The sequence below is a fragment of the Neptunomonas marina genome (assembly GCF_004005935.1).
Lineage (GTDB): Bacteria > Pseudomonadota > Gammaproteobacteria > Pseudomonadales > Balneatricaceae > Neptunomonas > Neptunomonas marina.
The window spans coordinates 160,882-184,296 of record NZ_SACQ01000004.1; the positions used below are offsets into that span (position 1 = coordinate 160,882).

The 23,415-nt window shown below is 50.2% G+C and carries 26 protein-coding genes; 14 read left to right on the forward strand and 12 right to left on the reverse strand.

Translation table 11 applies throughout. The annotated features are described in order from the left end of the window. Window positions 1-10: 10 nt before the first annotated feature. Window positions 11-772, reverse strand: coding sequence for a Nif3-like dinuclear metal center hexameric protein (locus EOE65_RS10095; protein ID WP_127694193.1), 762 nt, complete (start codon window positions 770-772; stop codon window positions 11-13). A 90-nt stretch (window positions 773-862) separates the two neighbouring features. Here EOE65_RS10095 and EOE65_RS10100 point away from each other — a divergent pair, with 90 nt between their 5' ends. After that, window positions 863-2,005 (forward strand): trypsin-like peptidase domain-containing protein, encoded by a 1,143-nt coding sequence (locus EOE65_RS10100; RefSeq protein WP_276317513.1) that lies wholly within the window; start codon window positions 863-865, stop codon window positions 2,003-2,005. 60 nt (window positions 2,006-2,065) lie between these two features. Here EOE65_RS10100 and hisD read toward each other — a convergent pair whose 3' ends face one another. The 9 genes from hisD to EOE65_RS10145 form a co-directional block, all read right to left on the reverse strand. Continuing rightward, complete coding sequence (gene hisD / locus EOE65_RS10105) at window positions 2,066-3,373, reverse strand: histidinol dehydrogenase (protein WP_127694195.1); 1,308 nt, start codon at window positions 3,371-3,373, stop codon at window positions 2,066-2,068. A 4-nt stretch (window positions 3,374-3,377) separates the two neighbouring features. After that, a complete protein-coding gene (gene hisG, locus EOE65_RS10110) occupies window positions 3,378-4,028 on the reverse strand; it encodes an ATP phosphoribosyltransferase (protein ID WP_127694196.1) in 651 nt (216 codons plus the stop codon). An 11-nt stretch (window positions 4,029-4,039) separates the two neighbouring features. Then, on the reverse strand, window positions 4,040-5,302 hold the full coding sequence (gene murA, locus EOE65_RS10115) for a UDP-N-acetylglucosamine 1-carboxyvinyltransferase (RefSeq protein ID WP_127694197.1): 1,263 nt from the start codon (window positions 5,300-5,302) through the stop codon (window positions 4,040-4,042). Between the two features lie 25 nt (window positions 5,303-5,327). Further along, window positions 5,328-5,570 (reverse strand): BolA family protein, encoded by a 243-nt coding sequence (locus EOE65_RS10120; RefSeq protein WP_127694198.1) that lies wholly within the window; start codon window positions 5,568-5,570, stop codon window positions 5,328-5,330. Between the two features lie 81 nt (window positions 5,571-5,651). After that, on the reverse strand, window positions 5,652-5,921 hold the full coding sequence (locus EOE65_RS10125) for an STAS domain-containing protein (RefSeq protein ID WP_127694199.1): 270 nt from the start codon (window positions 5,919-5,921) through the stop codon (window positions 5,652-5,654). A gap of 2 nt (window positions 5,922-5,923) precedes the next feature. Beyond that, window positions 5,924-6,544 (reverse strand): MlaC/ttg2D family ABC transporter substrate-binding protein, encoded by a 621-nt coding sequence (locus EOE65_RS10130; RefSeq protein ID WP_127694200.1) that lies wholly within the window; start codon window positions 6,542-6,544, stop codon window positions 5,924-5,926. A gap of 17 nt (window positions 6,545-6,561) precedes the next feature. Next, window positions 6,562-7,020, reverse strand: a complete 459-nt coding sequence (mlaD, locus tag EOE65_RS10135; RefSeq protein ID WP_127694201.1) for an outer membrane lipid asymmetry maintenance protein MlaD — start codon at window positions 7,018-7,020, stop codon at window positions 6,562-6,564. Between the two features lies 1 nt (window position 7,021). Further along, window positions 7,022-7,804 (reverse strand): lipid asymmetry maintenance ABC transporter permease subunit MlaE, encoded by a 783-nt coding sequence (gene mlaE, locus EOE65_RS10140; RefSeq protein WP_127694202.1) that lies wholly within the window; start codon window positions 7,802-7,804, stop codon window positions 7,022-7,024. Continuing rightward, window positions 7,801-8,625: an ATP-binding cassette domain-containing protein gene (locus EOE65_RS10145; RefSeq protein ID WP_127694203.1), complete on the reverse strand. Its 825-nt coding sequence runs from the start codon at window positions 8,623-8,625 to the stop codon at window positions 7,801-7,803. Before EOE65_RS10145 ends, mlaE begins: the two co-directional genes overlap by 4 nt. Window positions 8,626-8,950: 325 nt before the next feature. Here EOE65_RS10145 and EOE65_RS10150 point away from each other — a divergent pair, with 325 nt between their 5' ends. The 13 genes from EOE65_RS10150 (at window position 8,951) to yjgA (ending at window position 18,735) form a co-directional block, all read left to right on the forward strand. Continuing rightward, entirely contained in the window at window positions 8,951-9,928 is a 978-nt protein-coding gene (locus EOE65_RS10150) for a calcium/sodium antiporter (RefSeq protein ID WP_240656967.1), read from the forward strand. Between the two features lie 16 nt (window positions 9,929-9,944). Continuing rightward, on the forward strand, window positions 9,945-10,919 hold the full coding sequence (locus EOE65_RS10155; RefSeq protein WP_127694204.1) for a KpsF/GutQ family sugar-phosphate isomerase: 975 nt from the start codon (window positions 9,945-9,947) through the stop codon (window positions 10,917-10,919). Next, window positions 10,919-11,455: a KdsC family phosphatase gene (locus EOE65_RS10160; RefSeq protein WP_127694205.1), complete on the forward strand. Its 537-nt coding sequence runs from the start codon at window positions 10,919-10,921 to the stop codon at window positions 11,453-11,455. The genes EOE65_RS10155 and EOE65_RS10160 overlap by 1 nt, the downstream gene beginning before the upstream one ends. Then, complete coding sequence (gene lptC / locus EOE65_RS10165; protein WP_127694206.1) at window positions 11,456-12,031, forward strand: LPS export ABC transporter periplasmic protein LptC; 576 nt, start codon at window positions 11,456-11,458, stop codon at window positions 12,029-12,031. Continuing rightward, entirely contained in the window at window positions 12,015-12,506 is a 492-nt protein-coding gene (gene lptA, locus EOE65_RS10170; protein ID WP_127694207.1) for a lipopolysaccharide transport periplasmic protein LptA, read from the forward strand. The genes lptC and lptA overlap by 17 nt, the downstream gene beginning before the upstream one ends. 3 nt (window positions 12,507-12,509) lie before the next feature. Next, the gene (gene lptB / locus EOE65_RS10175; RefSeq protein ID WP_127694208.1) at window positions 12,510-13,238 is read left to right on the forward strand and encodes an LPS export ABC transporter ATP-binding protein; all 729 of its coding nucleotides are present in this window, start codon (window positions 12,510-12,512) and stop codon (window positions 13,236-13,238) included. 38 nt (window positions 13,239-13,276) lie between these two features. Beyond that, on the forward strand, window positions 13,277-14,788 hold the full coding sequence (locus EOE65_RS10180; RefSeq protein ID WP_127694209.1) for an RNA polymerase factor sigma-54: 1,512 nt from the start codon (window positions 13,277-13,279) through the stop codon (window positions 14,786-14,788). A gap of 46 nt (window positions 14,789-14,834) precedes the next feature. Continuing rightward, the gene (gene hpf / locus EOE65_RS10185) at window positions 14,835-15,125 is read left to right on the forward strand and encodes a ribosome hibernation promoting factor (protein WP_127694210.1); all 291 of its coding nucleotides are present in this window, start codon (window positions 14,835-14,837) and stop codon (window positions 15,123-15,125) included. 18 nt (window positions 15,126-15,143) lie between these two features. Beyond that, window positions 15,144-15,599: a PTS IIA-like nitrogen regulatory protein PtsN gene (gene ptsN, locus EOE65_RS10190; RefSeq protein WP_127694211.1), complete on the forward strand. Its 456-nt coding sequence runs from the start codon at window positions 15,144-15,146 to the stop codon at window positions 15,597-15,599. Window positions 15,600-15,612: 13 nt separating this feature from the next. Next, complete coding sequence (gene rapZ, locus EOE65_RS10195) at window positions 15,613-16,470, forward strand: RNase adapter RapZ (RefSeq protein ID WP_127694212.1); 858 nt, start codon at window positions 15,613-15,615, stop codon at window positions 16,468-16,470. 28 nt (window positions 16,471-16,498) lie between these two features. Continuing rightward, window positions 16,499-16,768 (forward strand): HPr family phosphocarrier protein, encoded by a 270-nt coding sequence (locus EOE65_RS10200; protein WP_127694213.1) that lies wholly within the window; start codon window positions 16,499-16,501, stop codon window positions 16,766-16,768. 89 nt (window positions 16,769-16,857) lie between these two features. Beyond that, complete coding sequence (gene mgtE, locus EOE65_RS10205) at window positions 16,858-18,207, forward strand: magnesium transporter (protein WP_127694214.1); 1,350 nt, start codon at window positions 16,858-16,860, stop codon at window positions 18,205-18,207. 3 nt (window positions 18,208-18,210) lie between these two features. Beyond that, complete coding sequence (yjgA, locus tag EOE65_RS10210; protein ID WP_127694215.1) at window positions 18,211-18,735, forward strand: ribosome biogenesis factor YjgA; 525 nt, start codon at window positions 18,211-18,213, stop codon at window positions 18,733-18,735. Here the strand turns inward: yjgA and EOE65_RS10215 are convergent. Continuing rightward, entirely contained in the window at window positions 18,728-19,552 is an 825-nt protein-coding gene (locus EOE65_RS10215; protein ID WP_240656968.1) for a carbon-nitrogen hydrolase family protein, read from the reverse strand. The genes yjgA and EOE65_RS10215 overlap by 8 nt on opposite strands. Continuing rightward, a complete protein-coding gene (locus EOE65_RS10220; RefSeq protein WP_127694216.1) occupies window positions 19,549-23,394 on the reverse strand; it encodes a YhdP family protein in 3,846 nt (1,281 codons plus the stop codon). Before EOE65_RS10220 ends, EOE65_RS10215 begins: the two co-directional genes overlap by 4 nt. Between the last annotated feature and the right edge of the window lie 21 nt (window positions 23,395-23,415).

Genomic DNA, 23,415 nt, shown 5'->3' on the forward strand with positions numbered 1-23,415 from the left:
GAGGCCTTTTTTATACCGGGTTATCAATATCAACAAAGGTATGTTCAAGGTTAAACTTCTCAGCTAACAGCTCACCGAGTGCTTTAGCGCCGTAGCGTTCTGTTGCATGATGTCCTGCTGCAAAGTAATCGATACCAGCCTCACGCGAAAAGTGAACCGTAGGCTCTGATATTTCGCCAGATATGTAAGCGTCAACGCCAGCGGCAAATGCCTTTTCAATATAGCTTTGTGCCCCACCGGTACACCAAGCAACACGCTTAATTTCCCGATCTATGCCTGCTATGTGCAATGGCTCACGCCCCAAAGCAGACGCTATTTTCTGGCTAAATTCGGCCCCACTCATAGACTCAGGCAGATAACCTACCATACCGATTGCACGCCCTAGTTCACCATCCAGACCTGATTCAACAACTAAGCCTAGCTGCCGCGCCAACTGGGCATTATTGCCGACCTCCGGATGGGCATCTAGCGGCAAGTGATATGCCAATAAACTCATCTCATGCTGTAGAAGTGTATTCACACGGCGCTTTTTGATACCTGTGACGGTTTGGTCTTCGCCTTTCCAGAAATAGCCATGATGAACCAACACAAGGTCCGCCTCTAACTCTACCGCCTGATCTAGGAGTGCTTGGCAGGCCGTTACACCAGAGACAATGCGCTGAACCTCTGGTTTACCCTCTACTTGCAGACCATTGGGACAGTAGTCTTTAAACAGGTGTGTATTCAGTAAACCATCACAATAATTCACCAACTCACGCAAAGGTAGCGCCATAAAGTAGCCCTCGTATTAGCAACCAGATTGATCAAGACGTATAATTCTACGACGTTATACTCTTTTCACCAGCACTTCTGGGTTATATTGATGCGGAACATGAATTTCCTCGGCTGGCCCATCGTCACGGGTGTGCTAATAGCCGTTATCATTTTGCAGTTTTTCCCGAATATGTTTGCACCTCCCGTCACTACGGTAGAGATTCGCGAGACAACTGCCGATACGCCTCACTTAGGTAACGGCCCTACATCCTATGCCGATGCGGTGGAAACGGCCTCCCCCGCCGTTGTAAACATCTACACTCAGCATGTGGTGAAACTGACACAGCACCCGATGGTTGATGACCCGACGTTTAAGCGCTTCTTTGATTTGGGTGATATGCCACAGCGCGAGCGCATTCAATCAAGCCTTGGATCAGGAGTTATTCTTAACCAACAAGGTTACATTATTACCAATAACCACGTGATCGCCGGAGCAGATCGGATTGTTGTGGCGTTAAAAGATGGCCGCGAAGCACCAGCCAAGATTGTTGGAACAGACCCAGAAACAGATCTTGCCATCCTTAAAACTGAGCTGAAACAACTACCGAGCATCACACTATCAAGCTCTGATAGCTTACGCGTTGGTGACGTTGTGCTCGCAATCGGTAACCCATTTGGGGTCGGCCAAACGGTTACGATGGGTATTGTCAGTGCAACCGGCCGTAACGGGTTGGGCCTCAATACGTATGAAGACTTTCTGCAAACTGATGCTGCTATCAACCCCGGTAACTCGGGTGGCGCATTGGTTGATGCGATAGGTAACCTCGTTGGCATCAATACCGCGATCTTCTCTAAGTCTGGTGGATCTCAGGGTATTGGCTTTGCCATACCTTCTAGCCTCGCTAAAAAGGTGATGACGGATCTGATCGAGCACGGCCGAGTTATCCGTGGCTGGTTAGGCATTGAAATTCAAGAGCTAACACCGCGCCTTGCGGAGTCATTCGGCCTTGAGGATGTTAACGGCCTTATCATTGCCGGTATCTATAAGGATGGCCCCTCCCATCAAGCAGGGTTGCAACCGGGAGATATTATGCTGACGATTGATGGCAAACCCGTTGAAGGGCGCAAGTCGATGATTGAGATCGCTGATGTCAAACCCGGTACCAAGCTCCCTATCGAATTTATTCGCAACGGTAAACGCTATAACACCAACATTATCGTTGGCGAGCGCCCACTGACTCGCCCCGGTTAAAAGTGCCACATCTATCAATAAAAAAGGCCTCTTGTTGAGGCCTTTTTAATCGTTATTCATTTACTTCTTGATGCGGTATTCAGCTGAACGCGCATGAGCTGTTAGGCTCTCCCCGCGCGCTAACACCGACGCGACCTTCCCCATTTCGGAGGCACCATCTGCTGAGAACATAATCAGCGACGAGCGCTTTTGGAAGTCGTATACACCTAGCGGTGACGAGAAACGTGCAGTGCCAGAGGTGGGCAGTACGTGGTTTGGCCCGGCACAGTAATCACCTAACGCTTCTGCGGTGTAACGTCCCATAAAGATTGCACCGGCGTGGCGAATCTTCGGCAAAACAGCCTCTGGGTCTTCAACCGATAACTCCAAGTGCTCTGGCGCAATACGATTACTGATCGCAATCGCATCATCCATATCACGTGCAAGGATAAAAGCAGCGCGATCTTGTAATGATGTTTGAATAATATCGCGGCGCTCCATCCTCGGCAGCAGTTTAGCAATGCTAGCTGTAACGGCTTCAATGTGCTCAGCACTGTCAGTTACAAGGATCGACTGCGCCAGCTCATCGTGCTCCGCTTGCGAAAAGAGATCCATCGCCACCCAATCAGGATCTGTCTGGCCATCGCTGATCACAAGAATTTCAGACGGCCCTGCTATCATATCGATGCCAACCGTTCCGAAAACGGCTCGCTTGGCTGTCGCTACAAAAATGTTACCCGGCCCGACAATCTTATCTACCTTAGGCACCGTTTGTGTACCGTATGCCAACGCGGCTACGGCCTGAGCACCACCAATCGTAAAGACACGATCCACACCCGCTAAAGACGCAGCCGCCAATACCAGCTCATTAAGCTCGCCATGTGGCGTTGGCACCACCATGATAATCTCACCAACACCAGCTACCTTTGCCGGCATAGCGTTCATAATCACCGATGATGGGTAGGCCGCTTTACCACCTGGCACATAAAGGCCAACACGATCCATAGGCGTAACTTTCTGTCCGAGCATCGTGCCATCGGCTTCAGTATAGCTCCAAGAGTCAGTCAACTGCTTTTCGTGGTAGCTACGGACACGCGCAGCAGCCACTTCCAGCGCTTCACGCTGCTCAGCAGGAAGGTTAGCTAATGCTGCAGCGAGGCGTTGTGGGCCGATCTCTAAGTCAACCATAGACGCGGCACTAGTATGATCAAACCGGTTGGTGAACTCGACGACCGCTTCGTCTCCTCGCGCTCGAACATCAGCCAAGATATCATCAACAATCGCGTTGACCTTCGCATCAGAGACCGACTCCCACGCCAACAGATTGTCTAGCTGCTGATTAAAATCGGCCTGATCAGTGCTTAAACGCGTAATTTCTGGTGCTGACATCTCTTTACTCCTGATCGCGGCGTGCTTTTACAGCTTGTTCCATCATATCGAGAATGGGTTGAATTTGGCGATGCTTCATCTTCATTGCAGGCTGGCCGACAACGAGACGCGAGCTGATATCAGCAATATGGTCCATCGGCTCCAAGCCGTTGGCACGCAAGGTGTTACCGGTATCGACGATATCAACAATACGATCAGCCAACCCCATAATAGGCGCTAGCTCCATCGCACCATAGAGCTTCACGATATCAACCTGACGGCCCTGCTTAGCAAAGTACTGGCGCGCAACATTGACGAACTTAGTAGCGATACGCATCCGTCCTTCGACCGCTTCAGCACCTTTCATGCCGGCAACCATCAGTTTGCACTTTGAGATTTCAAGATCTAGTGGCTCATATAAACCCGCACCACCATGCTCCATCAGTACATCTTTACCCGCGATACCCATATCAGCACCGCCGTACTCTACGTAAGTTGGTACGTCGGTTGCCCGAATAACAACGAATTTAATGTTGTCATGGTTAGTATCAAAGATTAGCTTACGGCTCTTAAAGATATTCTCTGCTGGAACGATATCAGCTGCCTCAAGCAGAGGGAGTGTTTCTTCCAGAATGCGCCCTTTTGATAGTGCGATCGTCAACTGCTGCTTTTTCATAACCTGTGTCTTTAACCTGGGATACGACGGATACTTGCGCCGATCATTTCAAATTTCTCTTCTATGCACTCATAGCCACGGTCGATATGGTAAATACGATCGATGACAGTTTCGCCATCAGCCACCAAAGCCGCAATAACCAAGCTTGCAGAAGCCCGCAAGTCCGTTGCCATAACAGGTGCACTGCGCAGTTGTTCTACGCCTTCAATCGTTGCAGAGTTACCATCGATGAGAACATTGGCTCCCATCCGGATCATCTCTTGCATGTGCATAAAGCGATTTTCGAAGATCGTCTCTTTAATCCGGCCCACACCTTCTGCCACCGCATTTAGCGCAGCAAACTGTGCCTGCATATCCGTTGGGAAGGCTGGGTGTGGTGCTGTCGTGATATTCACAGCCTTAGGACGACGTCCCTCCATATCCAGCGAAATCCAGTCTTCACCGACCTCAACCTTCGCGCCCGCTTCCTGCAATTTTTGCAACACAGCTTCCATAATATCTGCACGGGTATTCTTCGTTTTGACGTAACCACGTGTCGCAGCGGCCGCTACCAGATAGGTACCCGTCTCAATTCGATCCGGCATCACCGAATAACGGCAGGATTTCAATGACTCGACACCGTTAACGATAATCGTATCGGTACCAGCGCCTTGGATATCAGCCCCCATGGCAATCAAGCAGTTGGCTAAATCAACCACTTCGGGCTCACGTGCTGCATTTTCAATGATGGACTGACCTTCGGCCAACGTAGCTGCCATCAAGATGTTTTCGGTGCCTGTTACGGTGACTACATCAAAAAAGATCTTCGCACCTTTTAAACGACCATTCGATTTTGCGCGAATGTAACCGCCTTCTACCTCAATATCTGCACCCATCGCCTCTAAACCGCGAATGTGCAGATCAACCGGACGGCTTCCAATTGCACAGCCGCCTGGCAACGACACTTGGGCCTCACCGAAGTGAGCCAGTAGCGGGCCTAATACCAAGATAGAAGCACGCATCGTTTTAACGAGTTCGTAAGGCGCATGAAACTCTTTAATTGCGCGAGTATCAATCTCGACACTGAGCTTTTCATCCACCGTCAGCTCAACACCCATACGGCGAATGAGCTCCAGCATGGTGGTAATGTCATGCAGATGCGGCAGATTACAAATTGTGACCGGCTCATCGGCTAGCAGAGTTGCAGCCAAGATAGGCAAAGCAGCGTTCTTTGCACCAGAAATACGGACTTCGCCATTCAAGCGAGCGCCGCCTTGAATCATCAGTTTATCCATTTAAAGGAAGGTCCACCGCAGTTAATTAGTTTTGCAAGTTAGCCCATTGCTCAGGCGTGTATGTTTTGATCGTTAGCGCATGAATGGTGCCGTTGGCGATGTGCTCGTTTAGGCTGGCATAAACCATCTGCTGCTTTTTAACGGGCATCAAACCTGCGAATGCATCACTAATAACGGTTACTTGGAAGTCACATCCTTCACCCGCTGTTATCACTTCAGAACCTTCAAGATGGTTTTCTATGATCTGCTTCACTTCTTGGGCGTTCATGCACTACTCCGCGTGTACTGTAAATAAAAGAGGGATGATACCGAAATCACCCAAAAAAGGCGACGCGACCTATTGCTCGGGTCAGAATAGCGCCAAACCGACAAGCTTGCTCATTGCGAGTATGTCTTCTGGTATGTGTTGGAAAGTCACAGTTTTTCCGGACACCTGTCCAAGCCGGCTACAGCAAAGGCATAGGGATAGCGCACTACTATCAACACGCTCAACGCTGGAAAGGTCGATGACGACCTCTCCCTCTGCTCCCTTTATAAAGCTTTCCGCCGTTTGGCGCCGGGCCTCTATGACATCAAACGTTAAAGGGCCAGCTAACTGCAAGGTATTGGCGTTGTCCATTATTAACCTTTAGGCACATCGATCTGGCTAGACCAGTCATCAATAACCGCTTGCACGTTTTGCTTGTGCGTCTGCATCATATTTGCAAACTGATTTTTAAACGTAATTCGCAGGTTAATGCCATTCAAGACAACATTAACAAGTTTCCACTCATCTGACTTTTTCACCATGTAGTTGACGAGTGTATAGGCTTGCCCTTGCTCGGACACAACTTCAACGGTCACAATCTGTTTATCTGGGTCTGGGCTTTGAGCCGATGGCGTTAGAATGGTGTAGTTCTTCACATCGAAACCTGCTAACGACTTTGCATAGGTTTTAATCAACGTTTGTTTGAACACCTCTGCAAACTGATCACGCTCTTGAGCTGAGGCTCGGCGATAGTATTTCCCCATCACCCAGTTAGCAATGTAGCGAAAATCGACATCACGATTAACGATAGGCTCAATGTCTTGAATAAGCGCAGTTTGCTCTTCCGCCGTTTGACCTTCATACCTTTCGATAACTGCGATCATCTCTATTAAAGAGCGCTCTGTGCTCTCTTTCGCCTCGTCCCATGAGGCACTTGCTAACATTGGAAATAACAACGCCAGCACAAAAAGCAGGGGCTTTTTCAGTGATTTCATCCGATTTTAACTCTTCTCTATTCGCTCACTTTGTTGAAAAGGAACTGGCCGATCAGATCCTCAAGCACCAATGCAGACTGCGTATCTTGGATGTAGTCTCCATTTTTAAGGACATCTTCTTCAAACCCTACACCAATACCGATGTACTGCTCCCCCAAGAGGCCCGCCGTCAAAATCTGCGCCGAACTATCCGCTGACAAGAAGTTGTACTCTGCGTAAATATTTAACGCAGCAACCGCCATCATCCGTTCGGTATCAATTGTGATAGCTCCAACCTCACCAATCTGAACACCCGACAAGGTCACTTTCGCCCGTTCGGTAAGTCCTCCGATATTTTCAAAACGCGCGTAGACCGTATAGGTGTCATCTCCTTGAGACAAATTCAAACCACTAACGTTCAACGCAAGGCCCAGCACTGCAACAGCACCAAGCATCATAAACATTCCGACCAGTACTTCGATCCAACGAGTACGCATCTTATAAATCTCCAAACATCACTGCCGTTAAGACAAAATCCAACCCTAAAACCGCCAATGACGAATACACCACAGTGCGCGTTGTCGCTTGGCTAATGCCCTCTGACGTTGGCACGCAATCGTAGCCTTGGAATACAGCCACCCAAGTTACAACAACACCAAAGACGAGCGCCTTGATCAATCCATTCAAAACATCTTCGCGAAAATCGACCGCGTTTTGCATGTTCGCCCAAAAAGAGCCTTCAAAAATCCCGAGCCACTCCACACTGACCAGTGCACCGCCCAGTATTCCGACCATTGCAAAAATGGCGGATAAAATAGGCAACGAGATAAAGCCGGCCCAAAACCGCGGCGCTATGATGCGGCGTAACGGATCGACACCTATCATCTCTAAGCTCGAAAGCTGCTCAGTAGCCTTCATCAAGCCAATCTCAGCGGTGAGCGCAGAGCCTGCGCGCCCAGCAAACAGCAGGGCTGTTACCACAGGTGCTAACTCCCGCACTAAACTCAAAGCCACCATCTGTCCTACCGCTTGTTCAGAGCCGTAGTCGACAAGAATGGTATAACCTTGCAAGCCCAAGACCATACCGATGAAGAGACCGGAGACCAAAATAATGACCAGCGAAAGCACACCCACAAAATAGAGCTGCTTGATAAGTAAGGGCAACATCACTAGCGGCTCTGGTTTAGCCAAAAGCGCGGCAAACAACATTTGTCCAAAACGCCCCAACGATGCGACACGGTCAATACCTTGACGCCCTAGTCGAGCCAAAAAGCCGATCATTGGCCACCTCGCTCAATACCCAGCTCAGTCACAAGCTCAGCCTTGTCAAAATGGAACGGTACTGGGCCATCTGGCAACCCCTTCATGAACTGCTGTACTTGCTCCGATTGGTTCGCGCGCAAGGACTCCACGTCTCCTTCAGCGACTACATAACCATCGGCGATAATAAAGATATAGTCTGCAATCCCCAACGTTTCTTGAATATCATGCGACACAATAATACTCGTATGTCCAAGGGCCTCGTTAATCGAGCGAATCAACTTAACCAACACCCCCATTGCGATCGGGTCTTGGCCAGCAAAGGGCTCGTCATACATGACGAGATCAGGATCTAAGGAAATTGCGCGAGCAAGCGCTACACGGCGCGCCATGCCACCTGACAGCTCACTCGGCATCAGCTCATGAGCGCCCCTCAGCCCTACGGCATTGAGTTTCATTAACACGATGTCACGCACCATATCATCCGGCAGACTCGTGTGGACGCGAATGGGGAAGGCGACGTTCTCGAATACGCTCATATCGGTAAACAAAGCACCGCTTTGGAATAGCATGCCCATATTCTCGCGAATTTCGAATAGTCGGGAGCGACTCACGCGATTAACGTCTTCGCGCTCAACTAAAACTGAGCCTGAATCTGGCTTAAGTTGCCCGCCGATCAGCTTCAACAGCGTCGTTTTACCCGTACCAGACGGCCCCATAATCGCCGTCACTTTGCCACGCGGTATACGCATACTGATGCCTTTAAAGATGGCTCTGCGACCCCGGCTGAAGCACAAATCCCGAATTTCGACGATGGCGTCATCATTTTGAATGACGGACATGCAAACTATCCTGTGTATAAAGCAGTGGTTGGTTGCTCGTATGAGAGAAAAAATAACGTGAAATTGTATCACTGCACTGGTTAAACAGGAACTCTGGCGGCATAAAGATACAAAATAACCCACCTCTCATGACGACTTGCCTCGTTAGGACCACAAAGCGCCGATATAAATTCCAATTTAAGTTAGAATCAATACAGAGCTTTTTCAAAAGCCCATCTATCATGTGCCATTATCAGCGTGTTCAAACTACGGGCAATACGCGACTTGCTTCGAAATTTCGATCTGATTTAATAGGCGCCTTTCATCATTGGAACTCTTCGTCACCATGCAACTATCCTCGTTTCCCCTGTTGATGCCGGCCATATCGATACTGATCGGGCTTGTGATACTCGTCTGGAGTGCCGACCGCTTTGTGGCGGGTGCAGCAGCGACGGCAAAAAACTCCGGCATGTCCCCTCTGCTAATCGGCCTCACCATTGTATCTTTTGGCACATCCGCGCCAGAGATTATTGTATCGCTGACGGCCTCAGTTAATGGCGCAGGCAGCCTAGCCATTGGTAATGCATTAGGATCAAACATTGCGAATATCGGCCTGGTGTTAGGTATTACAGCACTGATTGCGCCGTTACCTGTTAAGTCAGCAGTGCTGCGAAAAGAGATTCCACTCCTGCTAGCAATCACTTTACTAGCAGGCTATACCCTTTACGATCTGCACCTATCTCTTGTGGATGGCATTCTACTTACCATAGCGCTTGTGGTTGCTCTGTACCTATTTAACCAATTTCAAAAAGGTGGGACTGCAGAAGACCAGATCGCTGATGACTCAGAAGATATACCTGATATGAGTATGGCTAAATCATTGTTTTGGCTCTTTTTCGGCCTTGCTCTGTTGGTTATCAGCTCGCGAATGCTAGTGTGGGGTGCCGTTGAGGTCGCAACTGCTTTTGGCGTATCAGAGCTTGTTATCGGGCTAACTATTGTCGCTATTGGTACCAGCCTCCCTGAGCTTGCGGCATCCGTGGCGAGCGCTCTGAAGAACCACCATGATATTGCTTTAGGCAACGTCGTCGGCTCGAATATTTTTAACCTTGCAGCGGTAATGGCCATACCTGGTTTTATTGAACCTATTTCTATTGAAGCGATCGCATTTAATCGGGACTATATGATGATGCTTGGTATCACGATAGCCCTGCTTATCTTCTGTATTATCCAGCGCCCTCCGCGCGTTAGCCGATGGGAGGGGGGATTGCTTACCGCCGCCTATGGAGGCTATATGTATACCTTATACTCTGCGTCGTTATAGGGTTTAAAAGATGACTATGAGCACAACAAAATCGTTTTTAACATCCGCCCGGCGTACGATAGAGCTAGAGGCGGAAGCGGTCAGCAACCTTATCAACTGCCTAGATACGCACTTCGAGCAAGCGTGCGATGCTATGTTGAACTGCAAGGGCCGAATTATCGTTACGGGCATGGGCAAGTCCGGCCATATCGGTAACAAAATTGCCGCAACACTTGCCAGCACGGGCACGCCGGCCTTTTTCGTTCACCCAGGTGAAGCTAGCCACGGGGATATGGGAATGTTCACGGCTGATGATGTCGTCATCGCCCTCTCTAATTCGGGGGAGACCAGCGAGATTTTGACGCTGCTCCCGCTTTTTAAGCGGATCGCAACGCCACTTATCAGCATCACAGCAAATCCAGCGTCAACCTTATCCACGGAAGCTGACTTCAATCTGGATATTGGTGTCGATACTGAAGCCTGCCCACTAGGACTTGCTCCCACATCCAGCACGACGGCGCAGCTTGTAATAGGCGATGCACTCGCCATCGCTCTGCTCGAAGCAAAAGGCTTTAGTGCTGAAGATTTTGCATTCTCGCACCCAGGCGGAAGTCTTGGCAGAAAGCTGCTTTTGAAGGTAAAAAACGTTATGCATGGCGGCGACGAAGTCCCCAAAGTGTCCGTTGGTACGCCGGTCAACAAAGCGCTGATTGAAGTATCAGAAAAACAATTAGGTATGACGACGGTTGTCGACAGCTCCGGCGCGCTTGTCGGCATCTTCACTGACGGTGATCTGCGTCGTACGCTGGATCAAAGCGTGGATCTAAAATCTACAATGATCGAGAGCGTTATGACGCACCAATGCACCACTGTTTCTGGCGAACTACTCGCAGCTGAAGCACTGCAGATAATGCAATCGAAAAAAATTAATGCCCTTATTGTCTGCGATGAACAGCAAAAGCCCATCGGGGCTTTAAACATGCACGACATGCTGAAAGCCGGAGTAATTTAATGCAACGCGTGACTCTTCCTGCCCTGCGCCAACGCGCCGCTGGCGTAACATTAGCGGTCTTTGATGTGGACGGCATCATGACAGATGGCGGCCTACACTTTTTGCCAGATGGCAAAGAGGTCAAAATGTTCAACACGCTCGATGGCTTAGGTATCAAGATGCTACAAAAAGCAGGCATTGAGACCGCCATCATTACTGGTCGAAAGTCCACTCAAGTTGAACTACGCGCTAAGTCGCTTGGCATAACCTACCTGCATCAAGGCCGAGAAGACAAGTTAGTGGCGCTTGAAAGCCTGTGGCAAGAAACAAGCCATACTGCTGAGACAACAGCATACATTGGCGATGACTTACCCGATCTATCAGCCATTCGCGCAGCTGCGTTTGGTGTGACGGTGCCGAATGGGCATCACTTTGTTAAAGACCACGCTGACTGGTGCACAACACGTACCGGCGGCTTTGGCGCTGCGCGCGAGTTTTGTGAAGCCATCCTAGAGGCACAGGGCAAACTCGATGCACTTTACGAGGAATTCCTTTAAGTGCTCAGCTCAACGCGTAACCGAATACAGCTGATTGCAGCCGTCGTGCTACTAACTCCCCTCTTTCTCTACTGGGCATTTAGTGACTCAGACCAAAAGAGTGATCAAGCGGCGGCCGTTGTTTCTTCCGGTGTAGACTATTTTATGCGTGACACCACGGCGCGCGAATTTGGCACCGACGGACGGCTTGTTCAGCGGTTACACGCAACTTCTCTTGAGCACTACCCAAAGCAGCTGCAAGCCCAGTTGGCAAAGCCAGAGATCACGGTTTTCAAAGCGAATGCAAAGATTAGCGCCCAGAGCGAAAAAGGGACGTTATTCGATAACGAAGATAAGCTGCTGCTTGAAGAGGCCGTAACAGTAACGCATAATCCTGCGGACAACGACAGTACACAGCTAGATACCTCTCGCCTGACCTTACACCATAAGCGCGGTATCGCAGAGACCTCTGCGCCTGTCACCTTTCGCTCGGGCCAAAGCATTACTACAGCAACAGGCATGACTGTCGATTACAATACGCAGATTTCCGAGCTACATTCAAACGTAGAAGGTACATTTCATGTTGATAAAAAATAGCGTGGCACTTGTCATCATCGGTTTGCTGCTCGCCCAGCAGAGCGTCGCGCTACCAACAGACCGTGATCAACCGATTCATATTAGTGCGGATAGCGCGCAAATGAATGAGCAGAGCGGCACCACAATCTACACGGGTAATGTGGTGATGAAGCAAGGTTCTATGGAGATTCACGCTGCCCGCGTTGAGCTGTTTCGCAAAGATGGGGACGTGAGTCGCATCGTTGCCACCGGAAAACCTGCTAATTTTCGTCAGCAGCCAACACAGGATAAGCCCATCACAGATGCCTTCGGCAACAGCATGGTTTACGAGATAGCGAAGCAAACCGTTACGATCAAAGGGCAAGCACGCGTTGAACAAGCACGTGACAACTTCACCGGCGAGCGGATTGTGTATCAAATGGATAAAGCTGTCGTAAATGCCTATGGCGGCAGCGGTAAGGTTCAGATGGTGATTCAGCCCAAAGGAAAGCAGTAGCGGATGACTAAACAACTCGAAGCGCTGCATCTTGCCAAATCATATAAAAAGCGCCGTGTCGTTATCGATGTATCACTCAACGTAGCAAGCGGCGAAATCGTGGGCTTACTGGGCCCCAACGGGGCTGGTAAAACCACCTGTTTTTACATGATTGTGGGCTTAATTGGTGCCGATAACGGCGCTATTCGTATCGATAACGACGATGTCACAGCGATGCCCATGCACGAGCGCGCACGTCGTGGTGTCGGTTACCTCCCTCAAGAGGCGTCAATATTTCGCAAGCTTAGCGTTCACGACAACTTGATGGGCATTCTTGAGATGCGTCCTGAACTGTCAGCTGCGCAACGGCGTGAAAAGCTCGAGAGCCTTTTAGAAGAGTTCCATATAAGTCATCTGCGCGATAGCCTAGGGATGGCACTATCTGGTGGCGAACGTCGACGTGTCGAAATCGCCAGAGCGCTCGCTTCAGAGCCAAGTTTTATATTGCTAGACGAACCCTTCGCTGGCGTCGATCCTATCTCTGTGAACGATATCAAGCAGACAATTAAACACCTGCAATCCAGAGGCATCGGCGTACTCATTACCGATCACAATGTACGAGAAACATTGGATATCTGCGAAAAGGCCTATATTGTTAGTGAAGGAGTGATTCTTGCTCACGGTTCACCGCAAGACATTCTCGCCAACGAACAGGTAAAAGCTGCTTACCTTGGGGATACCTTTAGACTCTAAGTGACGATCTTGCTGTTTCGGAGTAGTTCTACAAAATTATGAAGCAATCTTTACAGCTTAAAATGGGGCAACATCTCACGATGACCCCCCAGTTGCAGCAAGCGATCAAACTGCTACAACTATCAACCCTGGACCTACAGCACGAAATCCAAGAAGCATTGGAGAGTAATCCGATGCTAGAAACAGGCGAAGAAAGCGACGCCTCAGCGGCAGAAACAGAATCTAAAGAGCTCACCACCCCCAGTGAAGATGCAACCACTCAAGCAACAGCGGAAGCTAGCGCCACGAGTGACGACGCCGAGCCTGCCTTTGAGGAGGAATGGAGCAACGATATTCCAGAGGAGCTGGCCACCGATTCATCGTGGGACGACACTTATCAAATAAGCAGCGGCTCCAGCAGCGCGGCTAGTCGTGACGATGATTTCATGGAGTCTAACGACACCTCCGAAGAGACGTTACAAGATCATTTGGAATGGCAGCTCAACCTGACACCCATGAGCCAAACGGATGTCGCGATTGCCGAAGTCATCATTGATGGTATCGATAGCGCTGGCTATCTGCGCGTCTCCACTGAAGATATTTTAGAGCATCTACAAAAAGCGCAACCCGAGCAATTTGCTGAAAGTGAACTCGATGAAGTTGAGGCGGTACTCAAACGCATTCAACAGTTTGATCCGCCCGGTGTTGCCGCGAGGGATTTAGGCGAGTGCCTTGCCATTCAATTGGAGCAATTACCAGAAAAGCCGCCTCTTTTGGCTCAAGCACTAACCCTATGCCGCCAGTATATACACCTACTGGGGACGCATGATTATCGACAGTTAATGCGCCGTTTGCGCTTGAAAGAGCCACAACTACAAGCGGTGGTCACGCTTATTCAGTCGCTCAACCCTCAGCCGGGGGCTTATATCTCTAATACTGCCGCTGAATACGTGATACCTGACGTTTTTGTGGAGAAAGTAAAAGGCGAATGGACGGTACGGCTCAATAACGATGCCTCGCCGACACTGAAAATCAACACCGAGTACGCAAGCCTTATCAAGCGCGCAGATAGCAGCGCCGATAACACGTATCTCAAGAATCATCTTCAGGAAGCACGTTGGTTTATTAAAAGCCTGCAAAGCCGCAATGAAACCATGCTCAAAGTCTCGCAGCAGATTGTTGAGCGGCAGCTGGACTTTTTCGAGCACGGCGAAGAGGCAATGAAGCCTATGGTTCTGCACGATATTGCCGAAGCGGTCGAGATGCACGAGTCAACCATCTCCCGAGTAACAACCCAAAAGTATATGCATACTCCACGGGGCATTTTTGAGTTGAAATACTTCTTCTCAAGCCACGTGAATACCAGTGACGGAGGTGCAGCCTCCTCTACAGCCATTCGTGCTGTCATCAAAAAGCTAATTGCAGCTGAAAACCCATCCAAACCTCTAAGCGACAACAAGATTGCCAAACTTCTGGATGAAGAAGGTATTCAAGTAGCGCGCCGAACGATCGCAAAATATAGAGAAGCGATGGGAATCGCGCCTTCTAATGAGCGAAAGCGTTTGGTTTAATGAGTTCTGTTAACAGCACATCTGCTGTTGTGTAAAGGAGATAGCTATGCAAATTAACATTACAGGTCATCACGTAGAACTTACTGAAGCACTGTCTGAGTATGTTCATACAAAGTTTGAAAAATTGGAGCGCCATTTTGATAACATCACCAACGTACAGGTGACCCTGAGTGTCGATAAGCAGAGCCAAAAGGCCGAAGCGAATATGCACGTTGCTGGCGGTGAAATTTTTGCTGCGAATGAGCACGAAGATATGTATGCTGCGCTGGATGGTTTAACGGACAAACTTGACCGTCAAATCATTAAGCACAAAGAAAAAATGAAAAGTCACAAATAACGAATAGATCTGCCTAACATGTCAATTTTATCCCTGCTGTCTTCTGATCGAGTCTTTAACAACTTAGAGGGTGGCAGCAAAAAAAGGACGCTTGAGATTATCAGCGAGCATCTCGCTCAATCGCACAGCGACCTAGCTGAAGAAGCAGTATTTTCAGGATTAATTAACAGGGAAAGGTTAGGCAGCACCGGCATCGGCGATGGGGTAGCGATACCCCACTGCCGTTTACCCGGTCTGCAAGAAGCCGTTGGTGTGTTCGTCCGCTTAGCAACTCCGGTGGACTTTGATGCGATTGACAACCGCCCAGTGGACCTGATGTTTTTTTTGTTGGTTCCCGAGGATGCATGTGATCAGCACCTTGCCACCCTTGGCGCACTCGCCGAAGCGTTCAGCAAAGAGGAGAATCGTAACAAAATGCGCAGCGCTGCAAGCGATTCGGAATTGATGCAGATTTTGGAGTCCACCTTCAACTAATTGAGCAAAGACCATGAAACTGGTAATCATCAGTGGCCGCTCAGGCTCAGGAAAAAGTACCGCATTACAGGCACTTGAAGATGTTGGTTTTTATTGCATTGACAACCTTCCAGCCAAGTTACTCCCGGAACTGATCTCTCACATCACTGATGATGATGCTCAACTCAAGCGGGTTGCCGTCTGTATCGATGCCCGTAACCTGTCGAGCAACTTAGAAAAACTGCCCGATATCTGGCATCAAGTTAAGCGTAATAACGAGATCAGTGTTGAGATGGTCTACCTTGACGCCTCTCACGAAACACTCCTACGTCGATACAGCTCAACGCGCCGCCGCCATCCGCTGGCTGACCGTGTTGATAACTTATCAGACGCAATCAATTTTGAGCACAACCTGCTCTCCCCGATAGCCGACTTGGCAGATATACGTGTTGATACAACGCGTCTATCGCTATACGAACTCAGAGACACTGTTAAGCTACGCGTCGCGCAACGTAAAGATCAGGCGCTCTCATTACAATTTGAATCCTTCGGTTTCAAGCACGGCGTCCCTATGGATGTAGACGTTGTTTATGATATGCGCATTCTGCCGAACCCTTATTGGGTGCCAGAGCTTCGCCAACACACGGGTCGCGATAAGCCAGTACAACTGTTTTTACAAGACTCCGACGACGTTAACGCTATGATTGACGATATCAAAGCTTATCTCGAAAAGTGGCTGCCTAGCTTTACCCAAAACAACCGCTCTTACGTTACTATTGGGATCGGTTGCACCGGCGGGCAGCACCGGTCTGTCTACGTTGCAGAGCAACTCTATAGCCACTTCAGTGGCATAATGGATAATGTCAGCATTCGTCACCGCGAACTCAACTAAGTGACGACAACCCAAAGAGGAACTTCGGTTGGTTGAAAAACAGATTACGATTATCAATAAACTCGGCCTTCACGCACGCGCGGCAGCCAAACTGATCAATACCACATCGCGTTTTTCTGCTGATATCCGCCTCAATAAAGACGGTAGAGAAGTCGACGGTAAAAGCATCATGGCCGTTATGATGTTAGCAGCAAGCAAAGGCACCACGTTGCTCGTCAGCGCCGAAGGCAGTGACGAGCTTCAAGCGTTAGAAGCAATCGAGACACTGATCAACAACCGCTTCGATGAAGAAGAGTAATACTCGTCTTCGCGAATACTGAAGCTTGCTTTTCAATAGGTTATACTTGCACATCTTGATGGACTGACTCGTCAACCGAGGGTGTGCGGATGCGCGAAGATACAACAGCAGCATTAGATAAACTAAACAAAGCGCTTGAAAGCGGTGCCTTTCAGCAGGTTCGCTTCACACTCAACACAACCCTGCGCCCTGTTGAAGTTGCTCATCTACTCGAAAAGTCTCCTCCAAAGGAGCGCCAAATTTTATGGAATTTGGTACATCACGAGAATGAAGCCAAAGTCCTTCAACACCTCGCCGACGATATACAAGCCGATATCCTAGCCACAATGGATACTGATCGGGTTCTCGAGATCTCTGAATCTTTGGAAACCGATGACCTCGCCGACATGCTGCAGCAGCTTCCTGAAACGGTAACCCGTGAGCTGCTAAAAATCATGGACGAGCAAAACCGTGAGCGTATCGAAGAGATTCTCGCCTACCCCGAGGATACTGCTGGCGGCTTGATGAACACCGATACCGTCACTGTCAGACCAGATATCACGGTTGAGACAGTGCTTCGCTATATCCGTCGTCACGATGAGATTCCAGATATGACCGATAGCTTATTTGTTATCAGTCGTAAAAAAGAGTCCTACATCGGTATCCTCCCGCTCACAAAACTGCTGGTTTCAGACCCTGATATCACCGTTCGTGAAATTATGAACACCGATATCGAGCCGATACCTGCCGATATGCCTGATGACGAGGTCGCTAAACTCTTTGAGCAGCAAGACCTTGTCTCCGCCCCCGTGGTCAACACCAAGGGCAAGCTCGTAGGCCGTATCACCATCGATGACGTGGTAGACGTTATTCGTGAAGATGCCGACCACTCACTCATGAGCATGGCAGGTCTTGATGAAGATGAAGACACCTTTGCACCCTTAATGAAAACAACGCGTCGCCGCGCCGTTTGGTTAGGTATCAATCTCATCACTGCTCTCCTCGCTTCAGCGGTGATTGGCATGTTCCAAGCTACTATCGACCAAGTGGTGGCCCTCGCTGTGCTTATGCCGATCGTTGCATCCATGGGCGGCATCGCCGGTAGCCAAACACTCACATTGGTGATACGTGGCCAAGCACTCGGCCATGTCGAGCGTTCAAACGCCGGATGGCTGCTAAATCGAGAGCTTTTAGTCGGTGGGTTAAATGGCATACTGTGGGCTGTTGTTGTCTCCAGCGTTGCCATCTACTGGTTTCAAGATACAACAATCGGTATGGTTATCGGCATGGCGATAGTCATCAACCTAGTCGCCGGAGCGCTCGCTGGAACCTTACTACCGCTCATACTCAAAGCATGGGGTATAGACCCTGCACTTGCCGGTAGTGTACTACTTACCACGATCACTGATGTGGTAGGATTTTTAGCTTTTCTTGGCCTCGCCACTTATTTCTACGGATAACATATGAACGATAATCTTTTTGACAATCATGACCACGACGAGGATGAGAACTGGGTCAGCCGCTCGCAGCGCAAGCGCGATGTCGAGGCACTACAGAAGCTGGGAGAGCGCATGGTAGAACTACGCCCAGACCAACTCGACAAGCTCCCCATCGATGATTCTCTGCGCGCAGCGATTGATGAGGCCAAACGCTTAACTGCCCGCAGTGCGCTGCGCCGCCAGATGCAGTACATCGGCAAGCTTATGCGCCATGAAGATGGCGAAGCAGTACAAGCGGCGATCGACCGCTTCGACGTGACGAAAAAGGAACACAACCAAGTTTTTCATAAACTTGAAAAGTGGCGCGACCGCCTGATCGCCAACGATGCCCAGATGATGGACGTGATCTTAACCGAGTATCCACATACCGATATTCAGCACCTACGCCAATTAGTGCGCAATTCACAAAGAGAAGCGAGCCAGAACAAGCCACCCGCAACAGCTAAAAAGCTGTTCAAGTACTTGCGAGAGCTAGAAGAGTCTAAATAAACGCATCGCGCCGGTGCGCCAGCACCGGCATTCGCTCTCTTACTTCGGTCAGACGTTGCGCGCTTAAACGAGCCACAACCACCTCTTCCCCTTGCTCGCTACAACACGCTAACACTTCACCCCATGGGTCCACGATCATAGAGTGGCCGCCGGTTATACGCGTCTCACTGTGTTGCCCACCTTGATTTGCGCCAATAACGAAGCACTGTGTTTCCACCGCCCTAGCGCGCAACAGTACTTCCCAGTGAGCCCGTGTTGTCACTTGAGTAAATGCCGAGGGCACCACCAGCACCTCAGCGCCTGCGCGACGCAACCGATGATAATGCTCACTAAAGCGCACGTCATAGCAGATCGAAAGGCCGATACACGCAACATCCTCTACAACAGCTAAGTCATCACCGGGCGCAATAAAATCAGACTCCCGGTATCCGGACTGTGCATCATCAATGTTGGCATCAAATAGGTGACGTTTATCATAATGCTGTAAGAGCTCTCCAGCGGCAGAGAATACCCACTGCCGTGATAAAACACGCTGAGGATCCGGTGATAATACCGGTGTACTGCCGCCCACCAGACACACGTTGTGAGTCGCCGCTTGCTCAGAGAGCCAGTCATATACTTGGTGATGAGTCGCCTCGGACTGTGCCAAGCTCAGTAGTCCTTGGCTATCGAAAAGTGCAAAGTTCTCTGGCAAAACCACCAGATCAGCACCTGCAGATGCCGCTTGAGCGATCAGCTGTTCCGCTTGAGCAAGGTTAGCTTTGACACTCGGCCCCGAAATCATCTGTATGGCAGCGGCCATCACATCACGTTTCACTGCCCGCCCCCTAATGCACTATCACTATCGCGAAGAACACGGTTCTGATCTGCAGCCAAGGCTTCAATCGCAGGATCATCCCAGCTGCCTTGCGCCCGATACTGCAGCGTCGTAACTTTCTCCAGCTTATCCCCAATAAGTTTATCGAGAATAAAAGCAGCTCCAGCAATTTGTGGAGCCCCCAACAGCACGGCAGCGATAGGGATATTGCCAGTTAATGGCAGCACCACTTGCATCTGGCTATCGATAGTCTTGTTGGCAAGGTTAATTTCACCATTCACCTCAACATCCGCCGAGGGGCCATCCAATGTGACAGGCTCAAGCGTTGTAGCGATACCATTATCAAGTCCATAGCGGGCGTAGACACGATCAAAGGCAACGCCTTTCTCTACTAAGTCGCTAAAGTTCAGCTGTAAACGACGCACCACCGTATTTAAATTCAAGATGCCAAACAGACGTAAGATGTTGCTCGTTTCACCGGTTTCCACAATACGGCCATCTTTAAGTCGCATCATGAAGCTGCCATTCAAGCGCCCCATCTCGTATTCCCATGGATAACCTTGCCAACGGAAATCATTGGTCACTTCGCTCTGCTTCGCCTCTAACACCCCGGCATACCCGAAGCGGGTTAGCAGGTCACCTAGGTCACTACCCACTAAACTCGCATTAAAATGGCTAGTAATCCTGCCGCTGTTTTCAGCCCAACCACCTTTACCGGTTAACGAAAAATCACCCACTTTTGCTGCTAACGCGCTCATCTCCAAACCATAGCGTCCAAGCGGTTTTAAGCTAAAACGCCAATGCCCTAACTGCCACTTACCCACAGAAAGCGATGCGATACTAACCTGAGTCGGCGGCAGGCTCTGAGTCTCTATTAGTGGCTGCGATTCAGCTGGCTTATCTTCCGAGACATCAGCAGCAACACTTTCCGGAAGAGATAGTCGCTCAAGCGCAACATCTAGCCCACCAGATTTGTCCTGTAATACACGACCTTTGATAGACACACTATCGATGGCTAAGGCCTTACGCTGGGCATCATAATCAAGTTGCACCCCTTTGAAACGGCTCGCCCCCACATGTAACTCGCCCACTTGTAGGCTTACCTGCCGCAGCTCAACATCCTCACCCTGCGCCTGAGTAGCGCTCTCTTGCGAGTTAATGTAGGGCTGAATTGCTGCAACATCCAAGGTATCAACACGCCCCGCAACCCAAACACCTTGGCCACGCGGCTCAATTGGCCGCTCGCCACCGAGCAAAATCTGCGTACGCTCATTATCGGGTTCGAGAATCGTGACACCACGCAATTGGTGGTTAAGGTTGTAGCGCCAACTCGTTATTGGCTGCCCAACGTTGCCGATCAATTGAAAGTACATCGGCTCAGAGGCTGTTTTTCCGATGGGGGCTGGAGCATCGATCCCCAGGCCACGCAGTTGGGACGACACCACCAGCTTATTGCAGTAAGGCGAACCTTCGCACAGATCAAGGCGCGCTGAGGCACTGGCTGCACCGGAAAGCTGATCCAGCAGCGTCAACCCTATCCACTGACGCAGCGAATTCGCTGTGACGATACCATCCAGCGTTACACGGGTTAGCTCCGGCGAGTCACCACTACGGGGCACGGTTTCAATGGAAACCGAGGTATCTTGTCCCCACATCTGCCCCTTCAATGCACTACTTTTGAGTCCAGATTGACTGCTATAGTCGATTCGGCCCGCCAGCTTCTCCAAAGCAAGATCGCCATCAGTCTGTGCAAATGTTGCATTCGCTAAACGCGCCGCCACTGTAACATCAGGTTTTCCGGTAGAGCCCAACGGCAAGCGCAACCCAACTGTCGTGCGATGCTGGCCTGATAGCGCCCAACTGTCTAAGCCATCGCCAACCTCCTCGCGTAAGGAGGTCGAGGTCAGCACTGCCTGTATATCCGCAGCCTGACCGCTGGCCGCAATGCCCACTTGAAGCTGCTCAGAACCTGCGGGTAATGACACATCAATAGAACTGGCAACGGTGTTCAACAACTGACCGCTATCGGCTTTAATTTGCAAGGCTTGATCCACCAACGAGAGCGCAAAGTCAGTGTTCTCAAGCATCGGCCAATCGGGTTGAAAGCGAACCTTAGCCTGCTCAACATCAAGATAAAGCTGTACCGTCGGAGGTTGGCGATCCGGCAACGAGCGCGTACCGGTGTGCAGCAGCAACATGCCATTGTTAACATGGCCGCCTTGCACCGCAGCCTCGATCCAAGCGTGCAGCTCTTCACCTACCTCACTGCCGGGTACATAGTCTGCTGCAAGCCGCCCATCCGCATTCTTAATCGCAATCAGCAGGGTCAACTCCGCTTGATGCTGCCGATCCAACGGCAGATACATCCCGAACCGTCCAGCTGCTGATATTTTTGGGTTTGAGAGGTTAATCAGGGTGCTTCCCACCTCAACCAGAGGACGCGAATGCCCCTCTTTGTCAGAGATTTTCCAGAAGACTTTGCCCGACGCCTTCTCATACTGCCACCCGGTTGAGAATAGCTCCGGGAAATCCAAGCCAAATTTCTCGGAACGCAGGTCAATGGCTCCATCACGGGCCGTAAACCGCAGTCGGCCATTAATGTTACTCAGCGCAGGCGCGCCATAGTAATCACCAACGCTGACACCAGACAGGTCGCCGACCCCAGTAAAATCAGCCCAATCGGCAGAGTGCCAATTCAGAGCAAGGTGCTTCAGTACACCTTGCGGCTTGAGCTTATCCAGTGCATCCGTCAAGGGTTCATCTAAATACACTTTACCTTGGAACCAACCGGTGACCTCTGCCAGATCGATAGCACTGACACCCAACGACTGTGGGATCAAGCTTCCCTCTTTCCAAGCGGCCTGCGCCACAGCAGGACCTAGCCTCATCGTACGACCTGAACCCTTGATCACAAACTGGCCAAGGGTCAGTTGATAAGCGTGATCAGATGTTTCAGCTACCGCAAAGTCAGCGACAGCATGATCAATCGCTTCAAGTCCGGGATCGTTGAAACTCAAAGTGTCGATATGCAAGCGCCCCTGCAGCCCACTTAGGCGGCCACTTTGCCAGCCTGCCCACAGCTCAGCACCGGCATCAAGCTGTGCGATAGAGAAAGGCAACTCAATCAGGTTTAGAGACAATAGTTCAGGGCCAAGATCATCAACCTTCGCGTAGAAAGTGTAGTTCGCTGCAAGCGGATTATCGCCCAGCTCAGTGCTCTCGAGTACGAGCTCAACATTTGAGTCAGCTCCCTCAAGAGGCAGAGTAAAGCGTGCCACCGCCTGATGGAGATTTGGCGCATTATTGAGTTCAAGTTCAATGGGCGCGATGCGCAAAGGCGCGTCTTGATCGCGCTTCAAGGTGAGTTCGATGGCGGGAATCGAGATACTCGCCTGATGAGACAAAACAGCTAACAGATCGTTGATACCAGAACTGCCTGTATCACGGCTGCGCTGCTGATCTCCCGGCAACCACCCGTCTGCGCTTTCAATCAGCTCAACGTCAACCTGACCCACGTTGATATAGCGAAATACCGGTGCAAGCTCGGTGAGGCTTTTTAACCAATCAAGCTCCACCTCAACGCGCTCAATCTCGATATGATGGGAGTCACCGCTGCTATCAATCGCCGTCGCATAGACTTGCGGATAAGGCCCATTCCAAGAGCCACTCACCTCTTCAATGGTGATTTGAGTGCCCAAGTGCTGGCTTAACTGCGCAGAGATCTGCTCGGTATACTGATGCAGCTGCGGCAAGGCCAACCGCACAGCCAATACGAGTAAGGCCAACGCGAAGCCGATAAAAATAAGCAGCCACGTTAGCCACTTGAACGAGCGTTTCACCATCGCCTTACATCTCTATTGTTC